This window comes from Georgfuchsia toluolica (assembly GCF_907163265.1).
GTDB lineage: Bacteria > Pseudomonadota > Gammaproteobacteria > Burkholderiales > Rhodocyclaceae > Georgfuchsia > Georgfuchsia toluolica.
Window position 1 is genome coordinate 504,828 of the sequence record NZ_CAJQUM010000001.1, and the last position, 19,651, is coordinate 524,478.

A 19,651-nucleotide genomic window follows, 5' to 3' on the forward strand; every position below is an offset into this window, starting at 1 on the left:
GTATGTGATCAAGGTCGTTATGGCACGGATTGTCGCCATGCTCCGACACAAAGCTAAACGGGCGATGGCAAGCATCTGTTTTTCTGTCGCATACCCTGTCGCCAGCGGGCGACAGCGAGATACGTTCATTACTCCGAGCGCAACGCCTCCAGCGGGTCGAGCATGGCGGCACGGCGGGCGGGCATGACACCTGCCACCACCCCGATCAGCACGGAAGAGACTTCCGCCGCGACGGCGTAGGACCAGGGGGTCTCGACCGGTAGCGAAGGCAAAAATGCCTTGATCAGCAGGGACAGTCCCCAACCCAGCGCCAAGCCCACGGTACCGCCCAGTCCGGCCAGCACGGCGGCTTCGCCGAGAAACAGGGCGAGGATGCGATTGCGCGTGGCGCCGAGCGCACGCAGCAGGCCGATTTCCGAAGTGCGCTCCGATACTGCGATAGTGAGGATGGTAAGGATGCCGATGCCGCCGACGAGGAGCGATATGCTGCCGATCGCGGCGACCGCGAAGGTGATGGTGTCGAGAATGGTGCCGAAAGTTTCCAGCATCTTCTTCTGCGGCGTGAGTGTGAAGTCCTCGCGGCCGTGACGGGCGATCAGGATGCGGCGGATGCCTTCCTCGACATCCTCCAGCGGAGCGGTCGGTTCGTAGGTGAGATGAATTTCGGCAAGGCTGTCGCGATTGAACATTTCCAGCGCGCGTCCGACCGGGATATACACCGCATCGTCCATGTCAAAGCCGAGGATATCGCCCTTGGCTTCCATGATGCCGATGACGCGGTAGCGTTCGCCACCGACGCGCATGCGGGCGCCGAGCGGGTTGGCCTCGCCGAACAGTTCGCGCGCTACTTTCGCTCCCAGCACGACGAAGGCGCGCGCGTTGCGCGGGTCTTCGTCGGGCAGGAAGTCGCCCACAGCCACCTTCATGCGCACTGCCTCGGTCATGGCGTGGCTGACGCCGTTGATCATGACGCGGCGGGTCCTGCCCTCGTGTTCGACATCGCCGTTGCCCTGCACGGTGGGGTCGGAAACCAGCACATGCGGCGCGCGGCGCAGCGCCAGCGCATCCTCGATCGAGAGTGGGCGCACGGTATTGATGGCGCCGACCGGCCCCCCGCGCGTGTCGGTCCTGCCCGGCGAAATGCCGATCAGATTGGTACCGAACTGCGAGAATTCGTCGATGATGAACTGGTGCAGGCCTTGGCCGATGCTGGTAAGCAGGATCACCGAGGTGATGCCGATGGCGATGCCGAGCGCAGACAGCACAGTTCGCATGCGATGCGAGGCAAGCGACTGGAAGGCAAAGCGGATGAAGTCAGCGGTACGCATAAGTTGTCACTGCAGTAAAAGCATTTACCACAGAGGACACGTAGGACTCAGAGGAATTCAAAAACCTGTTCTGGTTTTTCTCTGTGTCTTCTGTGGTGAAAGATTTTGTTTTCATTTTCTCGACGACAGTGCGACCACCGGGTCGAGCCGCGCCGCCTGGCGCGCCGGAGCGACGGAGAAAATCACGGAGGTTAAAAGCGCGGTGAGCGGTGCCGCGATCAGCGCCCACCACGGCGTGGTGAAGGGAATGTCCGGGTAGAGATCGGCGATCATCATCTGTCCGATCCAGCCGCCCAGCAATCCCGCAACTGCTCCGGCCAGGGCGAGCAGCACGGCTTCGGTAAAGAAAATCAGCCGCACCTGGCCGCCGCTGGCGCCGAGCGCCTTCAACAGGCCGATTTCGCGCTTGCGCTGCGACACCGAGATCAGCATCACGTTCATGATCAGGATGCCGGCTACCGACAGGCTGATTGCAGCAATGCCCGCCACGGCCAGCGTCAGCGCGCCAAGGATGCGGTCGAAGGTCGACAGGATCGCGTCCTGGGTTATCACGGTAACGTCGCGCTCCCCTTCATGGCGTGTGCGCAGAATGTCGAGCGCATCCTGCTTGGCGAAGGGCACCTGGCTGCGCGATTTGGCCTCGATCATGATGCGGAACAGCGATTCGGTATTGAACAGCGCTTGTGCCGCAGCGAGCGGAACGACGACGATCTCGTCGGTATCGAAACCGAGCGACTGACCCTGCGCCGCGATCACGCCGATGACGCGGAAGCGCCGGTCGCCGATGCGCAGCCATTCGCCGACCGCTTCCTTGCCCTGGAACAGTTCGCGCTTGACCTTGGCGCCGATGACGCATACCGGCTGTGCATGGTGCGGGTCGCCTTCGGGCAGGAACATGCCCTGGCCCATGTCCATCTGGCGCACGACGATGAATTCTGCCGTGGTGCCGAGTACCGGCGTGGCACGGGTGCGTGCATTCCAATGCACGTCGCCGGCACCGACGATGAGCGGAGCAATACGGCGTACCGCACGGCTGCGCAGGAGGGATTGCGCATCGTCGATGGTCAGGTCGCGCGGCATCTTGCCAACCAAGAATCCGGGTGTGCCGCCGGCGGTTTCGGAACGGCCAGGCAATACGATGAGCAGATTGGCGCCGAGACCCGAAAACTGATTGAGCACATAACGCCGCGCGCCTTCGCCCAGCGTGGTGACTATCAGCACGGCAGCGACGCCGATGCCCATGGCGAGCAGGATCAACAGGGTGCGGCCGCGATTGCCGCGTACCACCTGCCAGGTGAAATCGAGAAGGTCGGCGGGCCTCATAAGATGTTCAGACGTCGCGCTCGTCGCCTGCCAGTTCGCCGTCAACCAGCCGCAAACGCCGATGCGCGCGCGCGCCGAGATCGCGATCATGCGTTACCAGAATCAGCGTGCCGCCCGCATGGTGCAGTCCTTCCAGCAGGGCCATGACCTCCTTGCCGGTATTGCTGTCGAGGTTGCCAGTGGGTTCGTCGGCGAGAATCACGCCCGGTTGCATCGACATGGCGCGGGCAATCGCGACGCGCTGGCACTGGCCGCCGGAGAGCTGGTCGGGGCGGTGTCCGGCACGGTTTTCCAGACCGTATTGGGCGAGCAGCGTGGCCAGGCGTCGTTGCCGCTCGACGGGGTCGATGCCCGCCAGCACCATCGGCAGTTCGATATTCTGCGTGGCCGTAAGCCGCGGCACGAGATGAAAAAACTGGAACACAAAGCCGATTTTTTCGCGCCGCACGCGGGCCAGTTCATCGTCGTTGAGGCCGGTGACGTCGCGGCGGTCGAGTTCGTAGCGGCCGGCATTGGGACGGTCGAGCAGACCGATCAAATTCAGCAGAGAGGACTTGCCGGAGCCGGACGGCCCCATGATGGAAACATACTCGCCGGCTTCGATGGCGAGGTCGATGCCGCGCAGCGCATGGACTTCCTCGCCGCCGACATGGAAAACTCGTTTGATGCCCGAGAGCTTAATCATGAGAAACCTTTAGCCACAGAGGACACAGAGCTCACAGAGAAATTCAAAGAGGTTTTTCCTCTGTCCCATGGGGATTTCCTTTGGTCATGCCCTCTGTGATCTCTGTAGCTTATTTTGATCTTGAATTTGCTTCAATTTCCGCTCGAGCTCCCGCCTTGACGCCTTCGCGGTCGAGCGAGGTGACGACCTTGTCGCCTGCCTTGAGGCCGGATTTGACTTCGGTGAATTCCCAGTTGGTAAGGCCGATCTCGATACTGCGTTCGGCGAACCTGCCATCGTCGATGACGAGCACATGATTGCCCGGCATCAGGGCCGAGGTGGGGATGCGCAAGACATTGTCGCGGGTTTCGACCACGACTTCGATGTCGGCGGAATAACCGACCAGCAGGTTGCCTTGCTTCTGCGCCGCCTGCGGGTCATCAAACTCGACTTCGACCTCGACCGTGCGTGCCTGCTTTTCCAGCGCCAGCACATAGGGCGCGATGCGCCGCACATGGCCGGGGAAGTGCTTGCCGCGGAAGGCGTCGAGCGTGATGCGGGCCGGCATCTTGAGTTGCACCTTTGCCGCGTCGACTTCGTCGATCGGCGCGGTGACATAGAGGCAGGAGTCGTCGATCAGGTCGACGACAGGTAGTGTGGCAATGCCGGGCGGAGAGGGCGTCACATATTCGCCAAGCTCACCGTTGATCTCCGCCACCACGCCGTCGAACGGTGCGCGCAGTATAGTGCGCTGGACGTCGGCACGCGAAGCGGCGATGCGCGCTTCGGCTTCCTTCACCTGGGTGCGCGTCGATTCGCAAGTGGCCTGGCTCGACTTGGCCTGCGCCTCGGCGCGCACCACGCGTTCGTCGGAGACGAAGCCCTTGTCGCGCAGGGCGCGTTGCTGCTTCGCCTCACTGACCGCTGCGTTTGCCATTTGGCAGGCTTCAATGACACGCGACTTGGCGGTCTCGAACTGCTCCCGCGCCAAAAGCTCGCGCGCGGTGAGGTCGTTGTTCCAGAGTTCGAGCAGCAATTCGTTCTGCTTGACGCGCTGTCCCTTCTTGACCGGGAGGCTCGCGATATGGCCCGGCGACGAAGGCGCGATCTTGGCGCGGCGACAGGCGGCTACGGAGCCGGCACGGGTATTGGCGACAGTGGTTTCGACACGGCCGGTTTCGACGTTGGCAACCAGTACTGCAATGGGCTTGGGCCGGGTGAGGAACTTGAAGCCGGTGACCAGCAAGGCGATGGCGGCGATGGCGATGAGAATGACGGCGATGCGCTTGGGTGGCATTTTCATGGCGGTGGACGGAAAGAAGGCTGCAGGGGCGGACTTTACAGCAAGCCGCGTTCGGCGAAGGATACCGGACGTGCGTTGCCGGCGATGATGAAATGATCGGCGACCTTGACGTCCACCAGCGCCAGCGCATCCTTCAACGCATGTGTCAGCAATTCATCGGCGCGCGAGGGCTCGGCGACACCGGATGGATGATTGTGCACCAGGATCGCGGCGGCGGCATTGCGGGCCAAGGCCTGCTTGACGATCTCGCGCGGATAGACGCTGGTCTGCGATAAAGTGCCGCGAAACAGTTCGTCATATTCGATCAGATGGTTCTGGTTGTCGAGCCAGAGCACGCCGAACATTTCATAGGGCAGGACGGAGAGCCTGAGCCGCAGCCAGTCGCGCACCGCGCCGGGCGATGTGAGCAGATCGCGTGTGCGCATGTCGTCCTTCAGGGCACGCCGGGCGAGTTCGAGCACGGCCATCAGTTGCGTGGCCTTGGCCGGCCCCATGCCGGGCAATTGCGAGAGTTCCTTGACCGAGGCTTGCGCCAGGCGCGATAGCTGATCGTCGAAATATGCCAGTAGCTCGCGCGCCAGATCGACCGCACTCTTGCCCTTGACGCCGACGCGTAAAAAGATCGCCAGCAGTTCGGCATCGGAGAGCGCCGCCGCGCCCTTGGCCAGCAGACGTTCGCGTGGGCGTTCTGCCTTGGGCCAGTCGGTGATTGCCATAACGCGCTAGAATTCCTTCCTGGTATTTATGGAATTCTACCTGTCATGAGCCAACTTGCGGCATCCTTGCAAAACCGGCGCATCGTGCTCGGCGTTACCGGCGGTGTGGCGGCCTACAAGGCGGCGGAATTGACGCGCCTCCTGGTCAAGGCCGGCGCGGCGGTGGATGTGGTGCTGACCCGGTCGGCCGCGCATTTCGTCGGCGCGGCGACCTGGCAGGCGCTCTCGAACCGGCCGGTGTGGACCACGCTGTGGGACGAGCGCATGGGCAATGCGATGGCGCACATCGACCTCACGCGCGGCGCCGATGCACTCCTGGTGGCGCCGGCCACGGCCAACTTCATCGCCAAGCTCGCGCATGGCCTCGCCGATGATCTGCTGTCGACGCTGTGCCTGGCGCGCGATTGTCCCCTGCTCGTGGCGCCGGCGATGAACCGCCAGATGTGGGAGCACCCCGCGACGCGACGCAACATCATGCAGCTCAAGCAGGATGGCGTTACCTTGCATGGTCCCGCCAGCGGCGAGCAGGCCTGCGGCGAAGTAGGCGAGGGCCGCATGCTCGAAGCGCAGGAAATTTTTGATGCCCTGGTGGCGTTACTGGCGGCATCCACACAGCCCAAACGTCTGGTAGGCAAGCGTGTGCTGCTCACGGCCGGCCCGACCTTCGAGGCGATCGATCCGGTGCGCGGCATCACCAATTCGAGTTCGGGCAAGATGGGCTTTGCGCTGGCAAGAGCTTGCGCCGAAGCGGGTGCGGAGGTGACGCTGGTGGCTGGTCCGACGGCGCAAGCCACGCCGCAAGGCGTCAAACGTGTCGATGTCATCAGCGCCCTGCAGATGCGCGACGCGGTATTCGCCAATCTTGCCAAGCAAGATGTTTTCATTGCCGTCGCCGCCGTTGCCGACTATCGGCCGGCCAAGTCGGTAGATCACAAAATAAAAAAGACGAACGCAAAACTCACCATCGAACTGGTTCCCAATCCGGATATCCTCGCCGAAGTGGCCGCGAAGAAGCATGCGCCGTTCTGCGTCGGCTTCGCCGCCGAGAGTCGCGATCTCGCCAGGTATGCCGAAACCAAGCGCAAGGCAAAGAAGCTGCCGCTGGTGGTCGGCAACCTGGTGCAGGACGGGCTTGGTGGTGATGACAACAGCGTCACGCTGTTCGATGCCAGGGGCGCGCATCCGTTGCCGCCGGGCGACAAGCTCGACGTGGCGCGCGGCATTGTTGAACATATTGCGGGGATGCTGAAAAAAACCAAGCGTTCGTCCTGAGCCTGTCGAAGGAAGCATGTCGAAGGGCGATTCCAACCAGCAATATCAGGGCGATGACTGACCTGTCCTGAGTTAAAACAAAGGGCTCAGCCCGAACGGAGTAGCGCAATGCATCACATTGACGTCAAGATTCTCGATCCGCGCCTGAAGGATAACCATCCGCACTACGCCACGCCGGGCGCCGCCGGACTCGATCTGCGCGCCTGTATCGACGTGGCGATGAAGCTGCATCCGGGCGAGACGCATATGGTGCCCACTGGCATCGCGATCCATCTGGCCGATCCCGGCCTGGCGGCGATGATCCTGCCGCGCTCCGGCCTCGGCCACAAACACGGCATCGTGCTCGGCAACCTGGTCGGCCTGATCGACTCGGATTACCAGGGTGAAATCTTCATCTCACTATGGAACCGCGGCAAGGAAAATTACACCCTCAACCCGATGGATCGCATCGCGCAATTGGTCGTCGTTCCTGTGATCCAGGTCGCCTTCGATGTCGTCGACGAATTTCCGGTGAGCGACCGGGGCGCGGGAGGGTTTGGTAGCACCGGGCATAGCTGACGCCGGGTCCGGAGCATAAAAAAGCGTGATTCGTCACCGCGCTTTTTTGTTTTCCGGTTTCAGGCCAATCGCTGTTCGTGTTTCACACCGCCAGGTGTTCATACAGCTTCGTCGACAGATAACGCTCGCCGTAGGAGGGAATGATCACCACGATCAACTTGCCGGCATTTTCGGGGCGTTTGGCGACCTGCAACCCGGCCCAAGTCGCGGCGCCGGATGAGATGCCTACCAGCAGGCCTTCGTCGGTGGCCATCTTGCGCGCGATGTCGAGCGCGTCATCGTTGGTGACGCGGATTACCTCGTCATAAATCCTGGTGTTCAGAATGGCCGGGACGAAGCCCGCGCCGAGGCCCTGGATGATGTGCGGACCCTTGGCGCCACCGGAGAGCACCGGGCTGGCATCGGGTTCAACGGCGATCATCTTCACGCCAGGCTTTCTCGCCTTGAGCACTTCGCCAACGCCGGTGATGGTGCCGCCGGTGCCGATGCCGGAAACAACGATGTCGACCTTGCCGTCGGTGTCGTTCCAGATTTCCTCGGCCGTGGTCTTGCGATGGACTTCCGGATTGGCAGGGTTCTCGAATTGCTGCGGCATGTAGGTGTTGGGCGTGCTGGCAACGATCTCGGCGGCCTTGGCAATCGCGCCGTTCATGCCGTCCGGGCCAGGGGTCAGTACCAGATCGGCGCCGTAGGCTTTGAGCAGCAGGCGGCGTTCCCGGCTCATGGTTTCGGGCATGGTGAGGATAATCCTGTAGCCGCGCGCGGCGGCCACCATGGCCAGCCCGATGCCGGTGTTGCCGCTGGTGGGTTCAACCAGCGTAGTGACGCCGGGCTTGATCTTGCCGGCCTTTTCGGCGGCTTCGATCATCGACAGCCCGATCCGGTCCTTCACGCTGTGGCCGGGGTTGGCGTATTCGAGCTTGGCGACCAGGGTGGCGCCCATCCCGGCGGTCAGGCGATTGATGCGTACCAGTGGGGTGTTGCCGATCAGGTCGGTAACGGAGTTGGCGATTTTCATGAGAGTCTCCGATGGGGAAAAATTACAGTGTAGCTTGATGTACGGCGGTTTTGCCAGTGTACGACGGCTATAACGTTCCACTTTCTTTGCATAAGCAAATCTGAATAACTTATTTCTCCTTGCGGGACTGAGTCCTTACACTCGATTCCAGTTCACTCACTGGAGTTCGAAATGGCTGTCGCCGGGAAAAGGGTTTTGCCGGGTTTTAACATCACGCTCGGTTACACCCTGGTCTATCTGTCGCTGCTGGTGCTGATTCCGCTCTCCGCCACCTTCATCAAGTCGGCGTCGCTGACGTTGGACCAGTTCTTGGCAGTGGTCACTTCGCCGCGCGTGATGGCGTCATACAAGCTCAGCTTCGGCGCCGCGCTGATCGCGGCAGGCATCAATGCCGTCTTGGGTCTGCTGCTGGCCTGGTCGCTGGTACGTTACAAATTCCCGTGTAAGACGCTGGTCGATGCCTTGGTGGACCTTCCATTCGCGTTGCCGACAGCCGTCGCCGGTATCGCATTGACGGCTATCTATTCCAAGAACGGCTGGATCGGCAGCCTGTTAGAGCCACATGGTATCAAGGTGGCATTCACCCCGCTGGGGGTGCTAGTGGCTTTGACCTTCATCGGCTTGCCATTCGTCGTGCGTACCGTACAGCCCGTCCTGCAGGACATCGAGCGGGAACTGGAAGAAGCTTCGACCAGTCTTGGCGCCAACCGCTGGCAAACCTTCCGTTTCGTGCTGTTCCCAGCCTTGTTGCCGGCCTTGCTGACCGGCTTCGCGCTGGCCTTTGCACGCGCGGTGGGCGAATATGGCTCGGTGATTTTCATCGCCGGCAACATCCCCATGGTGTCAGAAATCACGCCGCTGATGATCATCACCAAACTTGAACAATATGACTATGCTGGCGCAACCTCCATCGCCGTGGTGATGTTACTGGTCTCCTTTGCCCTGTTGCTGGCCATCAATGGCCTGCAAGCGTGGACCGCAAAACGCACCGGGAGGGATCGCTGATGGCCGTCGCAGCCACACTCGCCGGGCATGGCGGTTCAGTATCGGCCAGCTACGAAGACAGTACTGCGACGCGCGAGCTGACCTGGGTCAAATGGACGCTGATCGCCATTTCGCTCGCTTTCTTCGGATTTTTCCTGCTGCTGCCGCTGTTCGCGATATTCGCCGAGGCATTGCGCAAGGGCTGGGATGTTTATTTCGCCGCGCTGCTAGAACCGGATGCCCTGTCGGCGATCAAGCTCACGCTGATCGCCGCGGCTATTGCCGTGCCGATCAATCTGGTGTTTGGCCTCACGGCGGCCTGGTCGATCGCGAAGTTCCAGTTTCGCGGCAAGCAATTTTTGATCACCCTGATCGACCTGCCTTTTTCAGTGTCGCCGGTGGTGGCCGGTCTGATCTATGTACTGATCTTCGGCGCTCAGGGCTGGGTCGGGCCCTGGCTGATTGATCATGACATCAAGATTCTGTTTGCGGTACCGGGCATCGTGCTGGCAACGACGTTCGTGACCTTTCCTTTCATCGCGCGCGAGTTGATCCCTCTCATGGAAGCGCAGGGGAAGGACGAGGAAGAAGCATCTGTCGTGCTCGGCGCATCGGGCTTGCAGACCTTCTGGTACGTGACCCTGCCCAACATCAAGTGGGGCCTGATCTACGGCGTGATTCTGTGCAATGCGCGGGCGATGGGCGAGTTCGGCGCCGTGTCGGTGGTGTCCGGCCACATTCGCGGCGAAACCAATACGATGCCGCTGCATGTCGAGATTCTTTATAACGAGTACCAGTTTGCGGCGGCATTTGTCATGGCTTCGCTGCTGGCGTTGCTGGCGCTGGTAACACTGGCGGTGAAGACCTTTGTCGAATGGCAAGCGTTAAAGTCAAATTCATGAGCCACAGAGGTCACAGAGGCCACAGAGGAAAAAAACTGTTTGGCTTTTGACTTTCTCTGTGTTCTCTGTGTCCTCTGTGGCTATATCGCTTTTGACTTTCGTTGTGATAAATATTTTAGGAGCATAACGTGAGCATCCAGGTACAGAACATCAACAAGCGCTTTGGTAATTTCATTGCCATCGACGATGTCTCGCTCGACTTCCCGAGCGGTGAACTGACTGCCTTGCTCGGCCCCTCGGGTTGCGGCAAAACAACCTTGTTGCGCGTCATTGCCGGCCTCGAATGGGCCGATTCCGGCCGCGTGCTGCTCGAAGGCGAAGACGCCTCGGACACCCATGTGCGCGAGCGCAATGTCGGTTTCGTATTTCAGCATTACGCGCTGTTTCGCCACATGAACGTGTTCGATAACGTCGCCTACGGCTTGCGCGTAAAGCCACGCAAACAGCGACCGAGCGAAGCGGAAATCAGGCACAAGGTCGGCGATCTGCTCGATCTGGTTCAGCTGTCCTGGCTGGCCGATCGCTTCCCCTCGCAGCTTTCGGGCGGGCAACGCCAGCGCATCGCCTTGGCGCGCGCCCTGGCAGTTGAACCGCGGGTGCTGTTGCTGGATGAGCCTTTCGGCGCGCTCGATGCGAAAGTGCGCAAGGAATTGCGCAGCTGGCTGCGCCGTCTGCATGATGATCTGCACATCACCAGCATCTTTGTTACCCATGATCAGGAGGAAGCGTTGGAAGTGTCGGATCGTGTGGTGCTGATGAATCAGGGCAAGGTCGAGCAGATCGGTACCGCGCAGCAGGTGGTCGAGGAACCGGCAACATCATTCGTTGCCGACTTCCTCGACTTGAGGGATCATGGCCCCGAATGGCTGCTCGCGGCAAAATTGCGCCATCGCGGTTATGAGCTTCGAGTGGCGGAAAGGGAACGGAGAACGGCATGAACTTCCAGCAATTGCGCATCATCCGCGAGACGGTGCGGCAGAACTTCAATCTGACCGAGGCGGCGAACGCGCTATTTACCTCGCAGTCGGGTGTCTCGAAACATATCAAGGATCTCGAAGACGAACTCGGCATCGAGTTGTTCGTGCGCCGCGGCAAGCGTCTGCTCGGCCTCACCGAGCCGGGCAAGGAACTGGTGCTGATCGTCGAGCGCATGCTGCTCGATGCGAAGAACATCAAGCGTCTGGCCGATCAGTTTTCCAACAGCGATCAGGGCCGTCTTGTTATCGCCACCACGCATACCCAGGCGCGCTATGCGCTGCCGAAAGTGGTGACACGCTTCAAGGCCGAATTTCCCGGCGTGCATCTGGCCCTGCATCAGGCGAGTCCGGGCGAGATCGTGTCCATGCTGCTCTCGGGCGATGCCGATATCGGCATCGCGACGGAGGCGATCGAGGGCGTGCCGCAGCTCGCTTCATTTCCCTATTACACATGGCACCACGCGGTGATCGTGCCGGAGGGGCATCCGCTGACCGGTATCCGTCCGCTGACGCTGGAAGCGATCGCGGCTTATCCGATCATCACTTATCACGAGGGCTTCACCGGCCGCGCGGCGATCGACAAGACCTTCGCCAATGCCGGCCTGGTGCCGGACATCGTGATGTCGGCGCTTGACGCCGATGTGATCAAGACCTATGTCGAGCTCGGTCTTGGCATCGGGATTGTTGCGTCAATGGCCTTTAACCCCGCCCGCGACGGAGGTCTGCGCCTGCTCGACTCGGAGCATCTGTTTGCCTCCAATACGACCCGCATCGCGGTACGCAACGGACATTACCTGCGCGGCTATGCCTACCGCTTTCTCGAATTCTGCTCGCCGGTGTTGACTGAGCAAACAGTGCGCAATGCGTTGGCGCCGGCGCGCGCCGAGGATGAGTAACCCAAAGTCAAAAGAATATAGCCACAGAGGACACAGAGGTCACAGAGAAAACCCCCTTGGGTTTTGCCTTCCTCTGTGTTCTCTGTCCCACGGGGATTTCCTTCGGTCATGTCCTCTGTGGCTAAAAGATTTGCCTTTGTCTTTGCTTTTTCATATCGATCTGATATGCAAAGCAAAATTTCTTGGTTCCGTTATTTGAGGTGGCGTAATTAAATTGCACTTCGTCATTCACAACGGAGCTGCAAAATGAAATCCACGCTATCCCGCGCGCTGTTACGCAAACTCGTCGGCGCATCATTGATCCTGGGGCTTGTTGGCAGCGCCCTGGCCGAGACCGCGCTGCTCAATGTGTCCTACGACCCCACGCGCGAGCTGTACCAGGACTACAACGCCGCCTTCGCCAGGCACTGGAAGGGCGAGACCGGCGCGGACGTGACGTTCAAGCAGTCGCACGGCGGATCGGGCAAGCAGGCGCGCGCCGTGATCGACGGCCTCGATGCCGACGTGGTGACGCTGGCCCTGGCCTACGATATCGACGCCATCGCCGCGAAGGGCCTGATTGCACCGAACTGGCAGATGAAGCTGCCGCACAACGCTGCGCCCTACACCTCGACCATCGTCTTCCTGGTGCGCAAGGGCAATCCCAAGGCTATCCGCGACTGGAGCGATCTGGTCAAGCCCGGTGTCGAGGTCATCACGCCGAATCCGAAGACCTCGGGCGGCGCACGCTGGAACTACCTCGCCGCCTGGGGCTATGCCAAACAACTGAAGGGCGGCTCCGACGCCAGCGCGCAGGAATTCGTCAGAAAGCTCTACGCCAACGTCAAGGTGCTCGATTCGGGTGCGCGCGGCGCGACCACGACCTTCGTCGAACGCGGCATCGGCGACGTGCTGATTGCCTGGGAAAACGAGGCCTATCTGTCGGTAAAAGAACTCGGCCCGGACAAGTTCGAGATCGTGACGCCTTCAATCTCGATCCTCGCCGAACCGCCGGTGGCCATGGTGGACAAAGTGGTCGACAGGAAGGGCACGCGCAAGGTGGCGACTGCCTATCTTGAGTACCTATACTCGCCTGAAGGTCAGGACATCGCCGGCAAGAACTTCTACCGCCCAACCGACAAGGCCGTGGCCGCCAAATATGCCAAACAGTTCGCAGCAGTGAAGCTGTTTACCATTGATGAGGCGTTCGGTGGCTGGCAGAAGGCGCAGAAGACCCACTTCGCCGACGGCGGTATTTTCGACCGGATTTACGCCAAGTAAAACAGGAAAAGCTGCTGGTAGGCCATCCTGCCCAAGGATAAAACCTTGGCTATGCGCCCTTGCGCCTGAAATCGGCGAGGCGGAAACCGCAAATGTACAGGGTGGCGAAATAACTGCTGCCACCGAGCACCACCAGCAGCGATAGCTTGAGGACGCGGCTGCCGTGCGGGTGCAACCAGTCGCTTTCCGAGCCCATGCCGAACCAGAGTGCGGCGCCCATTGCCGCCAATGCCAGCAGCAGCCGCAGCATGAATCCAGCCCAACCCGGCATTGGTCGATAGACGCCGCGACTGCACAGGCCACGGTAGAGCAAGGCGGCGTTCACGCAGGAAGCGAGGCCGGTGGCGAGCGCCAGGCCGGCATGTGCCAGCCAGCCGATAAAGGCAAAGTTCATCAACTGCGTCAACGTCAGAGTTATCAGCGCAATCTTCACCGGTGTGCGAATGTCCTGCCGCGCATAAAAACCGGGGGCAAGGATTTTCACCAGGATCAGGCCGGTCAAGCCGATGCTGTAGGCAACCAGCGCCTCGCGCGTGCGCAGCACGGCCTCAGCCGTGAACGCACCGTGCTGGAACAAGGTCGCGAGCAAGGGCACGGCGAGAATCGCCAGCGCCAGCGCGGCCGGCAGGGTCAGCATCAGGGTCAGCCGCAAACCCCAGTCGAGCAGGGCGGAAAACTCGCCATGCTGGTCGTTGGCGTGGCTTTTCGACAGGCTGGGCAGCAGGACGGTGCCGAGTGCGGCGCCGAGCAGGCCGGCCGGGAACTCCATCATGCGGTCTGCATAGTAGAGCCAGGACACGCTGCCGGTTTCGAGGAACGAGGCGAATACGGTATTGATCAGCAGCGAGATCTGTGACACCGAAACCCCGAGTACGGCCGGCGCCATCAGTTTGAGAATGCGGCGCACACCTTCGTCCTTCCAGGCCAGGTCGAAGCGCGGCAGCATGCCGATTTTCTTGAGCGCCGGAATCTGGATCGCCAGTTGCAGGGCGCCGCCGATGAATACCGCCCAACCCAGCGCCATGACGGGTGGATCGAAATAGCGCGTCAGAACCAGCGCGCCGGCGATCATCGCCAGATTGAGCATGACTGGCGTGAAAGCCGGCAGTGCGAACCGGCTCCAGGTATTCAGTATTCCCGCTGCCATTGCCACCAGCGACATGAATACGATGTAGGGAAAGGTGATGCGGGTCAGCATGACGGTCAAAGCGAATTTTTCCGGATCGCTGCTGAAACCCGGCGCAGTGAGATAGATGATGAGCGGCGTGGCGAGCATGCCGATTGCCGCGACCGTCGATACTGCAACCAGCAGGACTGAGGCGACCCGGTTGACCAGCAGCTTGGTGTCGGCCTCCCCGCGCTTGTTGTGGTATTCGGCCAGCATTGGCACGAAGGCTTGCGAAAAAGCGCCTTCGGCGAACAGGCGGCGCAGCAGATTGGGTAGGCGAAAGGCGACGAAGAAGGCGTCCGTGGCGAGTCCGGCACCGAAGACGCGGGCAATCACGAAGTCGCGGACGAAGCCGAGAATGCGCGATAGCAGCGTCATTCCGCTGACAGTGGCAAGTGCCTTGAGCAAATTCATGGTAGCAGCGGATATCCGGATGCCAGAAGTCGCCAATGGTAGCCGTTCCGGCGGCGGGATTTACCTTGCAAAACGGGGGAGGACTCCCTATAATCACGCGCTTTTGTAGCAATCCACCGGATAACCCTCATGGCCAATACCGCCCAAGCCCGCAAACGCGCACGTCAGGCACCCGTCCAGCGCGCCCACAACGTCGGTCTGCGCACCAAACTGCGTACCGCGATCAAGCAGGTGCGCAAGGCTGTCGCTGCCGGCGACAAGAATGCTGCCGCCGAAGTTTTCAAACAGTCGCAATGCGTGATCGACTCGATCGCCGACAAAAAAATCGTTCACAAAAATACCGCTGCCCGCTACAAGAGCCGTCTTTCAGCAGCGATCAAGGCACTCTGATCATCTCTTCCCGTCCGGACTTGAGTTAAGTCCGGGCGCGGCACGCTTCTCCCTTCCAGCCACAAGCCTGTAGTTCGCGAAGCCGCGCCATAAATGATGCTGCGGCGCGATAGTTTTATTGAAATTAAAGAATTAGCTTGCATAACGAGAACGGTCTGCATATACTTTTCGCATCCCTATGACCCGAAAGGGGTTTTATGCAGCCCTTCAGCCTCATAAAGTACGGATTCCGTATTCGCACCCGCGCCGGCTTGGTGCTGGACAAGCTGATGATCCACGGCCGCGATCATGAGGAAGCGCAACGAAAATTGCGCCAGATGTATCGCGATTGTGAAATTCTCGAATGCGTTGCGCACCACGGTTCCGTGCGGACCCCGGTCAATACCAATTGCAAAGATGTGCCAAGCACGATCTTGCGCTGATCTTTCTGCCCGCTCAACATCCGGCCGCTTAGCTCTGTACAGAGCCTGTTTTTTCGCATAATATCCGTTTTCCCAAAACACGGCGGCGCAAGCCGCCGTGTGCTTTTTCAGTCACGGAATCGTCGTGACCGGAGCATATATGCCGCACTTGATGAACAACTATTCACGCTTGTCCGTTGCATTTACTCACGGGCAAGGCAGCCATCTGTTCGATGAACAGGGCAAACGCTACCTCGATGCGCTGGCCGGTATCGCCGTCAATACGCTGGGGCACAATCATCCCCGGCTGGTGAAAGCGCTTTCGGATCAGGTGGCGCGATTAATCCATGTCTCGAACATTTATCGCGTGCGGGAGCAGGAAGCTCTCTCCGACCGGCTTGCGACGCTGTCCGGCATGGATGAGGTGTTCTTCTGCAATTCCGGCTGCGAAGCCAACGAGGCGGCGATCAAGCTGGCGCGCTTGTATGGTCATCGCAAGGGGATTGAAGCGCCGGCCATTGTCGTCATGGAGCAGGCCTTCCACGGGCGTACGCTGGCGACACTTTCAGCTACCGGCAACCGCAAGGTGCAGGCCGGTTTCGAGCCGCTGGTCGCCGGTTTCGTGCGTGTGCCGTTCGACAATCTTGCCGCCATCGAAACGGTGGCCGCCCACAACACCAATGTCGTTGCTGTGCTGATCGAGCCGATCCAGGGCGAGGGCGGCATCAATGTCGCGCATCAGGATTACCTGCGCGGTCTGCGCCGCATCTGCGATCAAAAGGGCTGGCTGTTGATGGTGGACGAAGTGCAGTGCGGCATTGCCCGCACCGGCCAATGGTTTGCACATCAGCACGCCGGCATCAGGCCCGATGTAATGACGTTGGCCAAGGGCCTGGGTTCGGGCGTGCCAATAGGAGCTTGCCTTGCCGCCGGTCCGGCGAAAGATGTTTTCGGACCCGGCAACCACGGTTCCACTTTCGGCGGCAACCCTCTGGCTTGTGCTGCAGCGCTGACAACGCTGGAGGTGATTGAACAGGATGGCCTGATGTCGCGCGCCGCTGCGTTGGGAAATTCGATCCGCAGCGGTCTGCGTCAGGCGTTGAAGGGTGTTCCCGGCATTGCCGACATTCGCGGCGACGGCCTCATGATTGGTATCGAGCTTGACCGGCCCTGCGGTGATCTGGTGCAACGTGCGCTCGATGCCGGCCTCCTGATCAATGTTACTGTTGACCGCGTAATCCGGTTGCTGCCGCCGCTGACGTTCAGCGATGACGATGCAGCGCTGCTGGTGTCCATGCTTTCCGGATTGATCGGTGAATTTCTGACCACGAAATCATGAAGACGCCCCGACATTTTCTCGAGTTCAGGGATTTCTCGAGTGCGGAGCTCGACTATTTGTTCGAGCGCACGCGCTGGATCAAGAACGAATTCAAAAGCTATCGCCAATACTGGCCGCTGGTCGATCGCACGCTGGTGATGATTTTCGAGAAGGCGAGCACGCGTACCCGGCTCTCGTTCGAGGCCGGCATGCAGCAGCTTGGCGGTTCGGCCATCTACCTCAATACGCGCGACTCACAGCTCGGGCGCGGCGAGCCGGTCGAGGACGCGGCAAAGGTGATGTCGCGCATGAGCGATATAGTGATGATCCGCACCTTTGAACAGGACATCGTCGAGCGCTTCGCCGCCAATTCGCGCGTACCCGTCATCAACGGTTTAACAAATGAGTACCACCCCTGCCAGATTCTGGCCGACATCTATACTTTCATTGAACATCGCGGCGATATTCGCGGCAAGACAGTGGCATGGATCGGCGACTCGAATAACGTCTGCAATACCTGGCTCCAGGCAGCCGAAGTCTTCGGTTTCAAGGTGAATGTGTCGACGCCGCCGGGTTACGAAGTGGAGCCTGATCGCGCAGGAATACACGGTACCCACTTTGAGGCTTTTGCCGATCCGATGGGTGCGGCGCGTGACGCCGACCTGGTCACCACCGACGTGTGGACCTCGATGGGTTTCGAAGCCGAGAACGAGGAACGCAAGCGCGACTTCGCCGAGTGGCAGGTCGACGCGGACATGATGAAGGTGGCGAAGCCGTGGGCTCTTTTCATGCACTGCCTGCCGGCACATCGCGGCGAGGAAGTGGCTGCGGAAGTGATTGATGGTGCACAAAGCGTGGTGTGGGACGAAGCGGAGAACCGGCTTCATACGCAAAAGGCACTGATGGAATTCCTGCTCCTGGGGAAAGTGAAAATTTAATTTTTTTCGATAGAGAAAAATATGGGCAACGTGAAAAAAGTTGTGCTCGCCTACTCTGGCGGCCTGGATACATCGGTGATCCTCAAGTGGTTGCAGGATAACTACCAATGCGAGGTGGTGACCTTCACCGCCGATCTGGGGCAGGGCGAAGAGCTGGAACCGGCGCGCAAGAAGGCGCTCCAGCTCGGCATCAAACCGAAGAACATTTTCATCGACGACCTGCGCGAAGAATTTGTGCGCGATTTCGTTTTTCCCATGTTTCGCGCCAATGCGATTTACGAAGGCGAATACCTGCTCGGGACTTCGATTGCGCGGCCGCTGATCGCCAAGCGTCTGGTGGAAATCGCCAGGAAGACCGGCGCCGATACCATTTCCCACGGCGCCACCGGTAAGGGCAACGATCAGGTGCGTTTCGAACTCGGTGCCTACGCGCTGATGCCCAACATCAAGGTGATCGCCCCCTGGCGCGAGTGGGATCTGCTCTCGCGCGAGAAGTTGCTGGCTTATGCCGAGAAAAACGGCATTCCCATCGAAATGAAGCACAAGAAGGGCGGCTCGCCTTACTCGATGGACGCCAACCTGCTGCACATCAGCTACGAGGGCCGGCATCTGGAAGACCCGTCGGCGGAAGCCGAGGAATCCATGTGGCGCTGGACCGTGCCGCCGGAGAAGGCGCCCAACAAGCCCGAGTGTCTCGACCTTGAGTTCAAACAAGGCGATCTGGTCGCCATCAACGGCAAGAAGATGAAAGCGCATGAACTGCTCGCCGCGCTCAACCAGATTGGCGGCAAGCACGGCGTTGGCCGTCTCGACCTGGTCGAGAACCGCTACGTCGGCATGAAGTCACGCGGTTGTTATGAAACTCCGGGCGGTACCATCCTGCTGAAGGCGCATCGCGGCATCGAATCGATCTGCCTCGATCGCGAAGTTGCGCACCTCAAGGACGATCTGATGCCGCGTTATGCCAGCCTGATCTACAGCGGTTACTGGTGGAGTCCGGAGCGCAAGACCCTGCAGGTGCTGATTGATCATACCCAGCAGTGTGTCAATGGCTGGGTGCGCATCAAACTCTACAAGGGCAGCGTCAGCGTCGTATCGCGCGACTCGAAAACGGATTCATTGTTCGATTCGACCATCGCTACCTTTGAAGATGACGCCGGCGCCTTCGACCAGAAGGACGCGGGCGGCTTCATCAAGCTCAACGCGCTGCGCATGCGCATTGCCGAGAATGCCCGTATCAAGCGCGCGGCGAAGGACAAGGGGGCGAGCAAGAAGCGATGAGCGGCAGCGGTATATTGCTCGGTTTCAATGAAGAGCAGGTCTCACGCTTCGGCATGACGTTCGTGCTGGGAGGCCTCATGCTCTACATGCTTTTCATTATTGGCGAACTGGCCTATAGATCCAGGGCGGGCAAAACCGGCACCTTTGTGCTGTTCTTCGTGCTTTCCTTCGGCATGGTAGGCTTTGTCGCCAAACTTTTCATCCAGAATTTTTGGGGGATTTGAAATGCCGCAGTTCGACAATGTTTCCGTGGTCAAAAAGGCCAATGTCTATTTCGACGGCAAGTGCGTCAGCCATACCGTTGTACTGGCGGACGGCGTGAAGAAGTCGGTTGGTGTGGTGTTGCCCGCCAAATTGACCTTCAATACTGGCGTGCCGGAAACCATGGAAACCGTGGCGGGCTCGGTGCGCTATCGTATCAAGGGCGATACAGCCTGGAAAACCGCCAGGGCGGGCGAGAGCTTCAGTGTTCCGGGCAACTCCAGCTTTGACATCGAAGTCACGGAAGAGCCTTATCATTACGTCTGTCACTTTGGCTAA

General features: G+C 60.1%; 20 protein-coding genes and 1 pseudogene. 14 read left to right on the plus strand and 7 right to left on the minus strand.

Annotated elements, in window-relative coordinates; all coding sequences use genetic code 11:
* Positions 1-128: 128 nt before the first annotated feature.
* The 5 genes from K5E80_RS02405 to radC all read right to left on the minus strand — a co-directional run bounded on the left by K5E80_RS02405 (position 129) and on the right by radC (position 5,334).
* Positions 129-1,328: an ABC transporter permease gene (locus tag K5E80_RS02405; RefSeq protein ID WP_220634654.1), complete on the minus strand. Its 1,200-nt coding sequence runs from the start codon at positions 1,326-1,328 to the stop codon at positions 129-131.
* Between the two features lie 111 nt (positions 1,329-1,439).
* Entirely contained in the window at positions 1,440-2,741 is a 1,302-nt protein-coding gene (locus tag K5E80_RS02410) for an ABC transporter permease (RefSeq protein WP_343213221.1), read from the minus strand.
* Entirely contained in the window at positions 2,659-3,336 is a 678-nt protein-coding gene (locus K5E80_RS02415; protein WP_220634655.1) for an ABC transporter ATP-binding protein, read from the minus strand. The genes K5E80_RS02410 and K5E80_RS02415 overlap by 83 nt, the downstream gene beginning before the upstream one ends.
* Before the next feature lie 109 nt (positions 3,337-3,445).
* Entirely contained in the window at positions 3,446-4,618 is a 1,173-nt protein-coding gene (locus K5E80_RS02420; protein WP_343213222.1) for an efflux RND transporter periplasmic adaptor subunit, read from the minus strand.
* Positions 4,619-4,653: 35 nt separating this feature from the next.
* The gene (gene radC / locus K5E80_RS02425; RefSeq protein WP_220634656.1) at positions 4,654-5,334 is read right to left on the minus strand and encodes a RadC family protein; all 681 of its coding nucleotides are present in this window, start codon (positions 5,332-5,334) and stop codon (positions 4,654-4,656) included.
* Between the two features lie 45 nt (positions 5,335-5,379).
* On the opposite strand from radC, the gene coaBC reads away from it, so the two are divergent.
* Positions 5,380-6,606 carry a bifunctional phosphopantothenoylcysteine decarboxylase/phosphopantothenate--cysteine ligase CoaBC gene (coaBC, locus tag K5E80_RS02430; RefSeq protein WP_220634657.1) on the plus strand — a complete coding sequence of 409 codons (1,227 nt, stop codon included), beginning with the start codon at positions 5,380-5,382 and terminating at the stop codon, positions 6,604-6,606.
* 108 nt (positions 6,607-6,714) lie between these two features.
* Complete coding sequence (gene dut, locus K5E80_RS02435) at positions 6,715-7,164, plus strand: dUTP diphosphatase (protein ID WP_220634658.1); 450 nt, start codon at positions 6,715-6,717, stop codon at positions 7,162-7,164.
* An 82-nt stretch (positions 7,165-7,246) separates the two neighbouring features.
* Here the strand turns inward: dut and cysK are convergent, their stop codons facing one another.
* Positions 7,247-8,182, minus strand: coding sequence for a cysteine synthase A (gene cysK, locus K5E80_RS02440; RefSeq protein WP_220634659.1), 936 nt, complete (start codon positions 8,180-8,182; stop codon positions 7,247-7,249).
* Positions 8,183-8,353: 171 nt separating this feature from the next.
* On the opposite strand from cysK, the gene cysT reads away from it, so the two are divergent.
* The 5 genes and pseudogenes from cysT (at position 8,354) to K5E80_RS02465 (ending at position 13,201) form a co-directional block, all read left to right on the plus strand.
* Positions 8,354-9,187: a sulfate ABC transporter permease subunit CysT gene (cysT, locus tag K5E80_RS02445; protein ID WP_220634660.1), complete on the plus strand. Its 834-nt coding sequence runs from the start codon at positions 8,354-8,356 to the stop codon at positions 9,185-9,187.
* Positions 9,187-10,068, plus strand: coding sequence for a sulfate ABC transporter permease subunit CysW (gene cysW, locus K5E80_RS02450; protein WP_220634661.1), 882 nt, complete (start codon positions 9,187-9,189; stop codon positions 10,066-10,068). Before cysT ends, cysW begins: the two co-directional genes overlap by 1 nt.
* Before the next feature lie 128 nt (positions 10,069-10,196).
* Positions 10,197-10,922, plus strand: a pseudogene (locus tag K5E80_RS02455) (sulfate/molybdate ABC transporter ATP-binding protein); the annotation flags it as partial.
* 80 nt (positions 10,923-11,002) lie between these two features.
* On the plus strand, positions 11,003-11,941 hold the full coding sequence (locus tag K5E80_RS02460) for a CysB family HTH-type transcriptional regulator (RefSeq protein ID WP_220634662.1): 939 nt from the start codon (positions 11,003-11,005) through the stop codon (positions 11,939-11,941).
* Between the two features lie 246 nt (positions 11,942-12,187).
* On the plus strand, positions 12,188-13,201 hold the full coding sequence (locus tag K5E80_RS02465; RefSeq protein ID WP_220634663.1) for a sulfate ABC transporter substrate-binding protein: 1,014 nt from the start codon (positions 12,188-12,190) through the stop codon (positions 13,199-13,201).
* A 49-nt stretch (positions 13,202-13,250) separates the two neighbouring features.
* Here K5E80_RS02465 and murJ read toward each other — a convergent pair whose 3' ends face one another.
* Entirely contained in the window at positions 13,251-14,783 is a 1,533-nt protein-coding gene (murJ, locus tag K5E80_RS02470; RefSeq protein ID WP_220634664.1) for a murein biosynthesis integral membrane protein MurJ, read from the minus strand.
* A 129-nt stretch (positions 14,784-14,912) separates the two neighbouring features.
* On the opposite strand from murJ, the gene rpsT reads away from it, so the two are divergent.
* From rpsT to ppnP, 7 genes are all read left to right on the plus strand, one after another.
* Positions 14,913-15,173, plus strand: a complete 261-nt coding sequence (gene rpsT, locus K5E80_RS02475) for a 30S ribosomal protein S20 (protein WP_220634665.1) — start codon at positions 14,913-14,915, stop codon at positions 15,171-15,173.
* Between the two features lie 197 nt (positions 15,174-15,370).
* Complete coding sequence (locus K5E80_RS02480; protein ID WP_220634666.1) at positions 15,371-15,595, plus strand: hypothetical protein; 225 nt, start codon at positions 15,371-15,373, stop codon at positions 15,593-15,595.
* A 139-nt stretch (positions 15,596-15,734) separates the two neighbouring features.
* Positions 15,735-16,913 (plus strand): acetylornithine transaminase, encoded by a 1,179-nt coding sequence (locus K5E80_RS02485; RefSeq protein ID WP_220637205.1) that lies wholly within the window; start codon positions 15,735-15,737, stop codon positions 16,911-16,913.
* Positions 16,910-17,830: an ornithine carbamoyltransferase gene (argF, locus tag K5E80_RS02490; protein ID WP_220634667.1), complete on the plus strand. Its 921-nt coding sequence runs from the start codon at positions 16,910-16,912 to the stop codon at positions 17,828-17,830. Before K5E80_RS02485 ends, argF begins: the two co-directional genes overlap by 4 nt.
* Before the next feature lie 21 nt (positions 17,831-17,851).
* The gene (locus tag K5E80_RS02495; protein WP_220634668.1) at positions 17,852-19,111 is read left to right on the plus strand and encodes an argininosuccinate synthase; all 1,260 of its coding nucleotides are present in this window, start codon (positions 17,852-17,854) and stop codon (positions 19,109-19,111) included.
* Positions 19,108-19,335, plus strand: coding sequence for a DUF2788 domain-containing protein (locus K5E80_RS02500; RefSeq protein ID WP_220634669.1), 228 nt, complete (start codon positions 19,108-19,110; stop codon positions 19,333-19,335). Before K5E80_RS02495 ends, K5E80_RS02500 begins: the two co-directional genes overlap by 4 nt.
* A gap of 1 nt (position 19,336) precedes the next feature.
* On the plus strand, positions 19,337-19,651 hold the full coding sequence (gene ppnP, locus K5E80_RS02505) for a pyrimidine/purine nucleoside phosphorylase (RefSeq protein WP_220634670.1): 315 nt from the start codon (positions 19,337-19,339) through the stop codon (positions 19,649-19,651).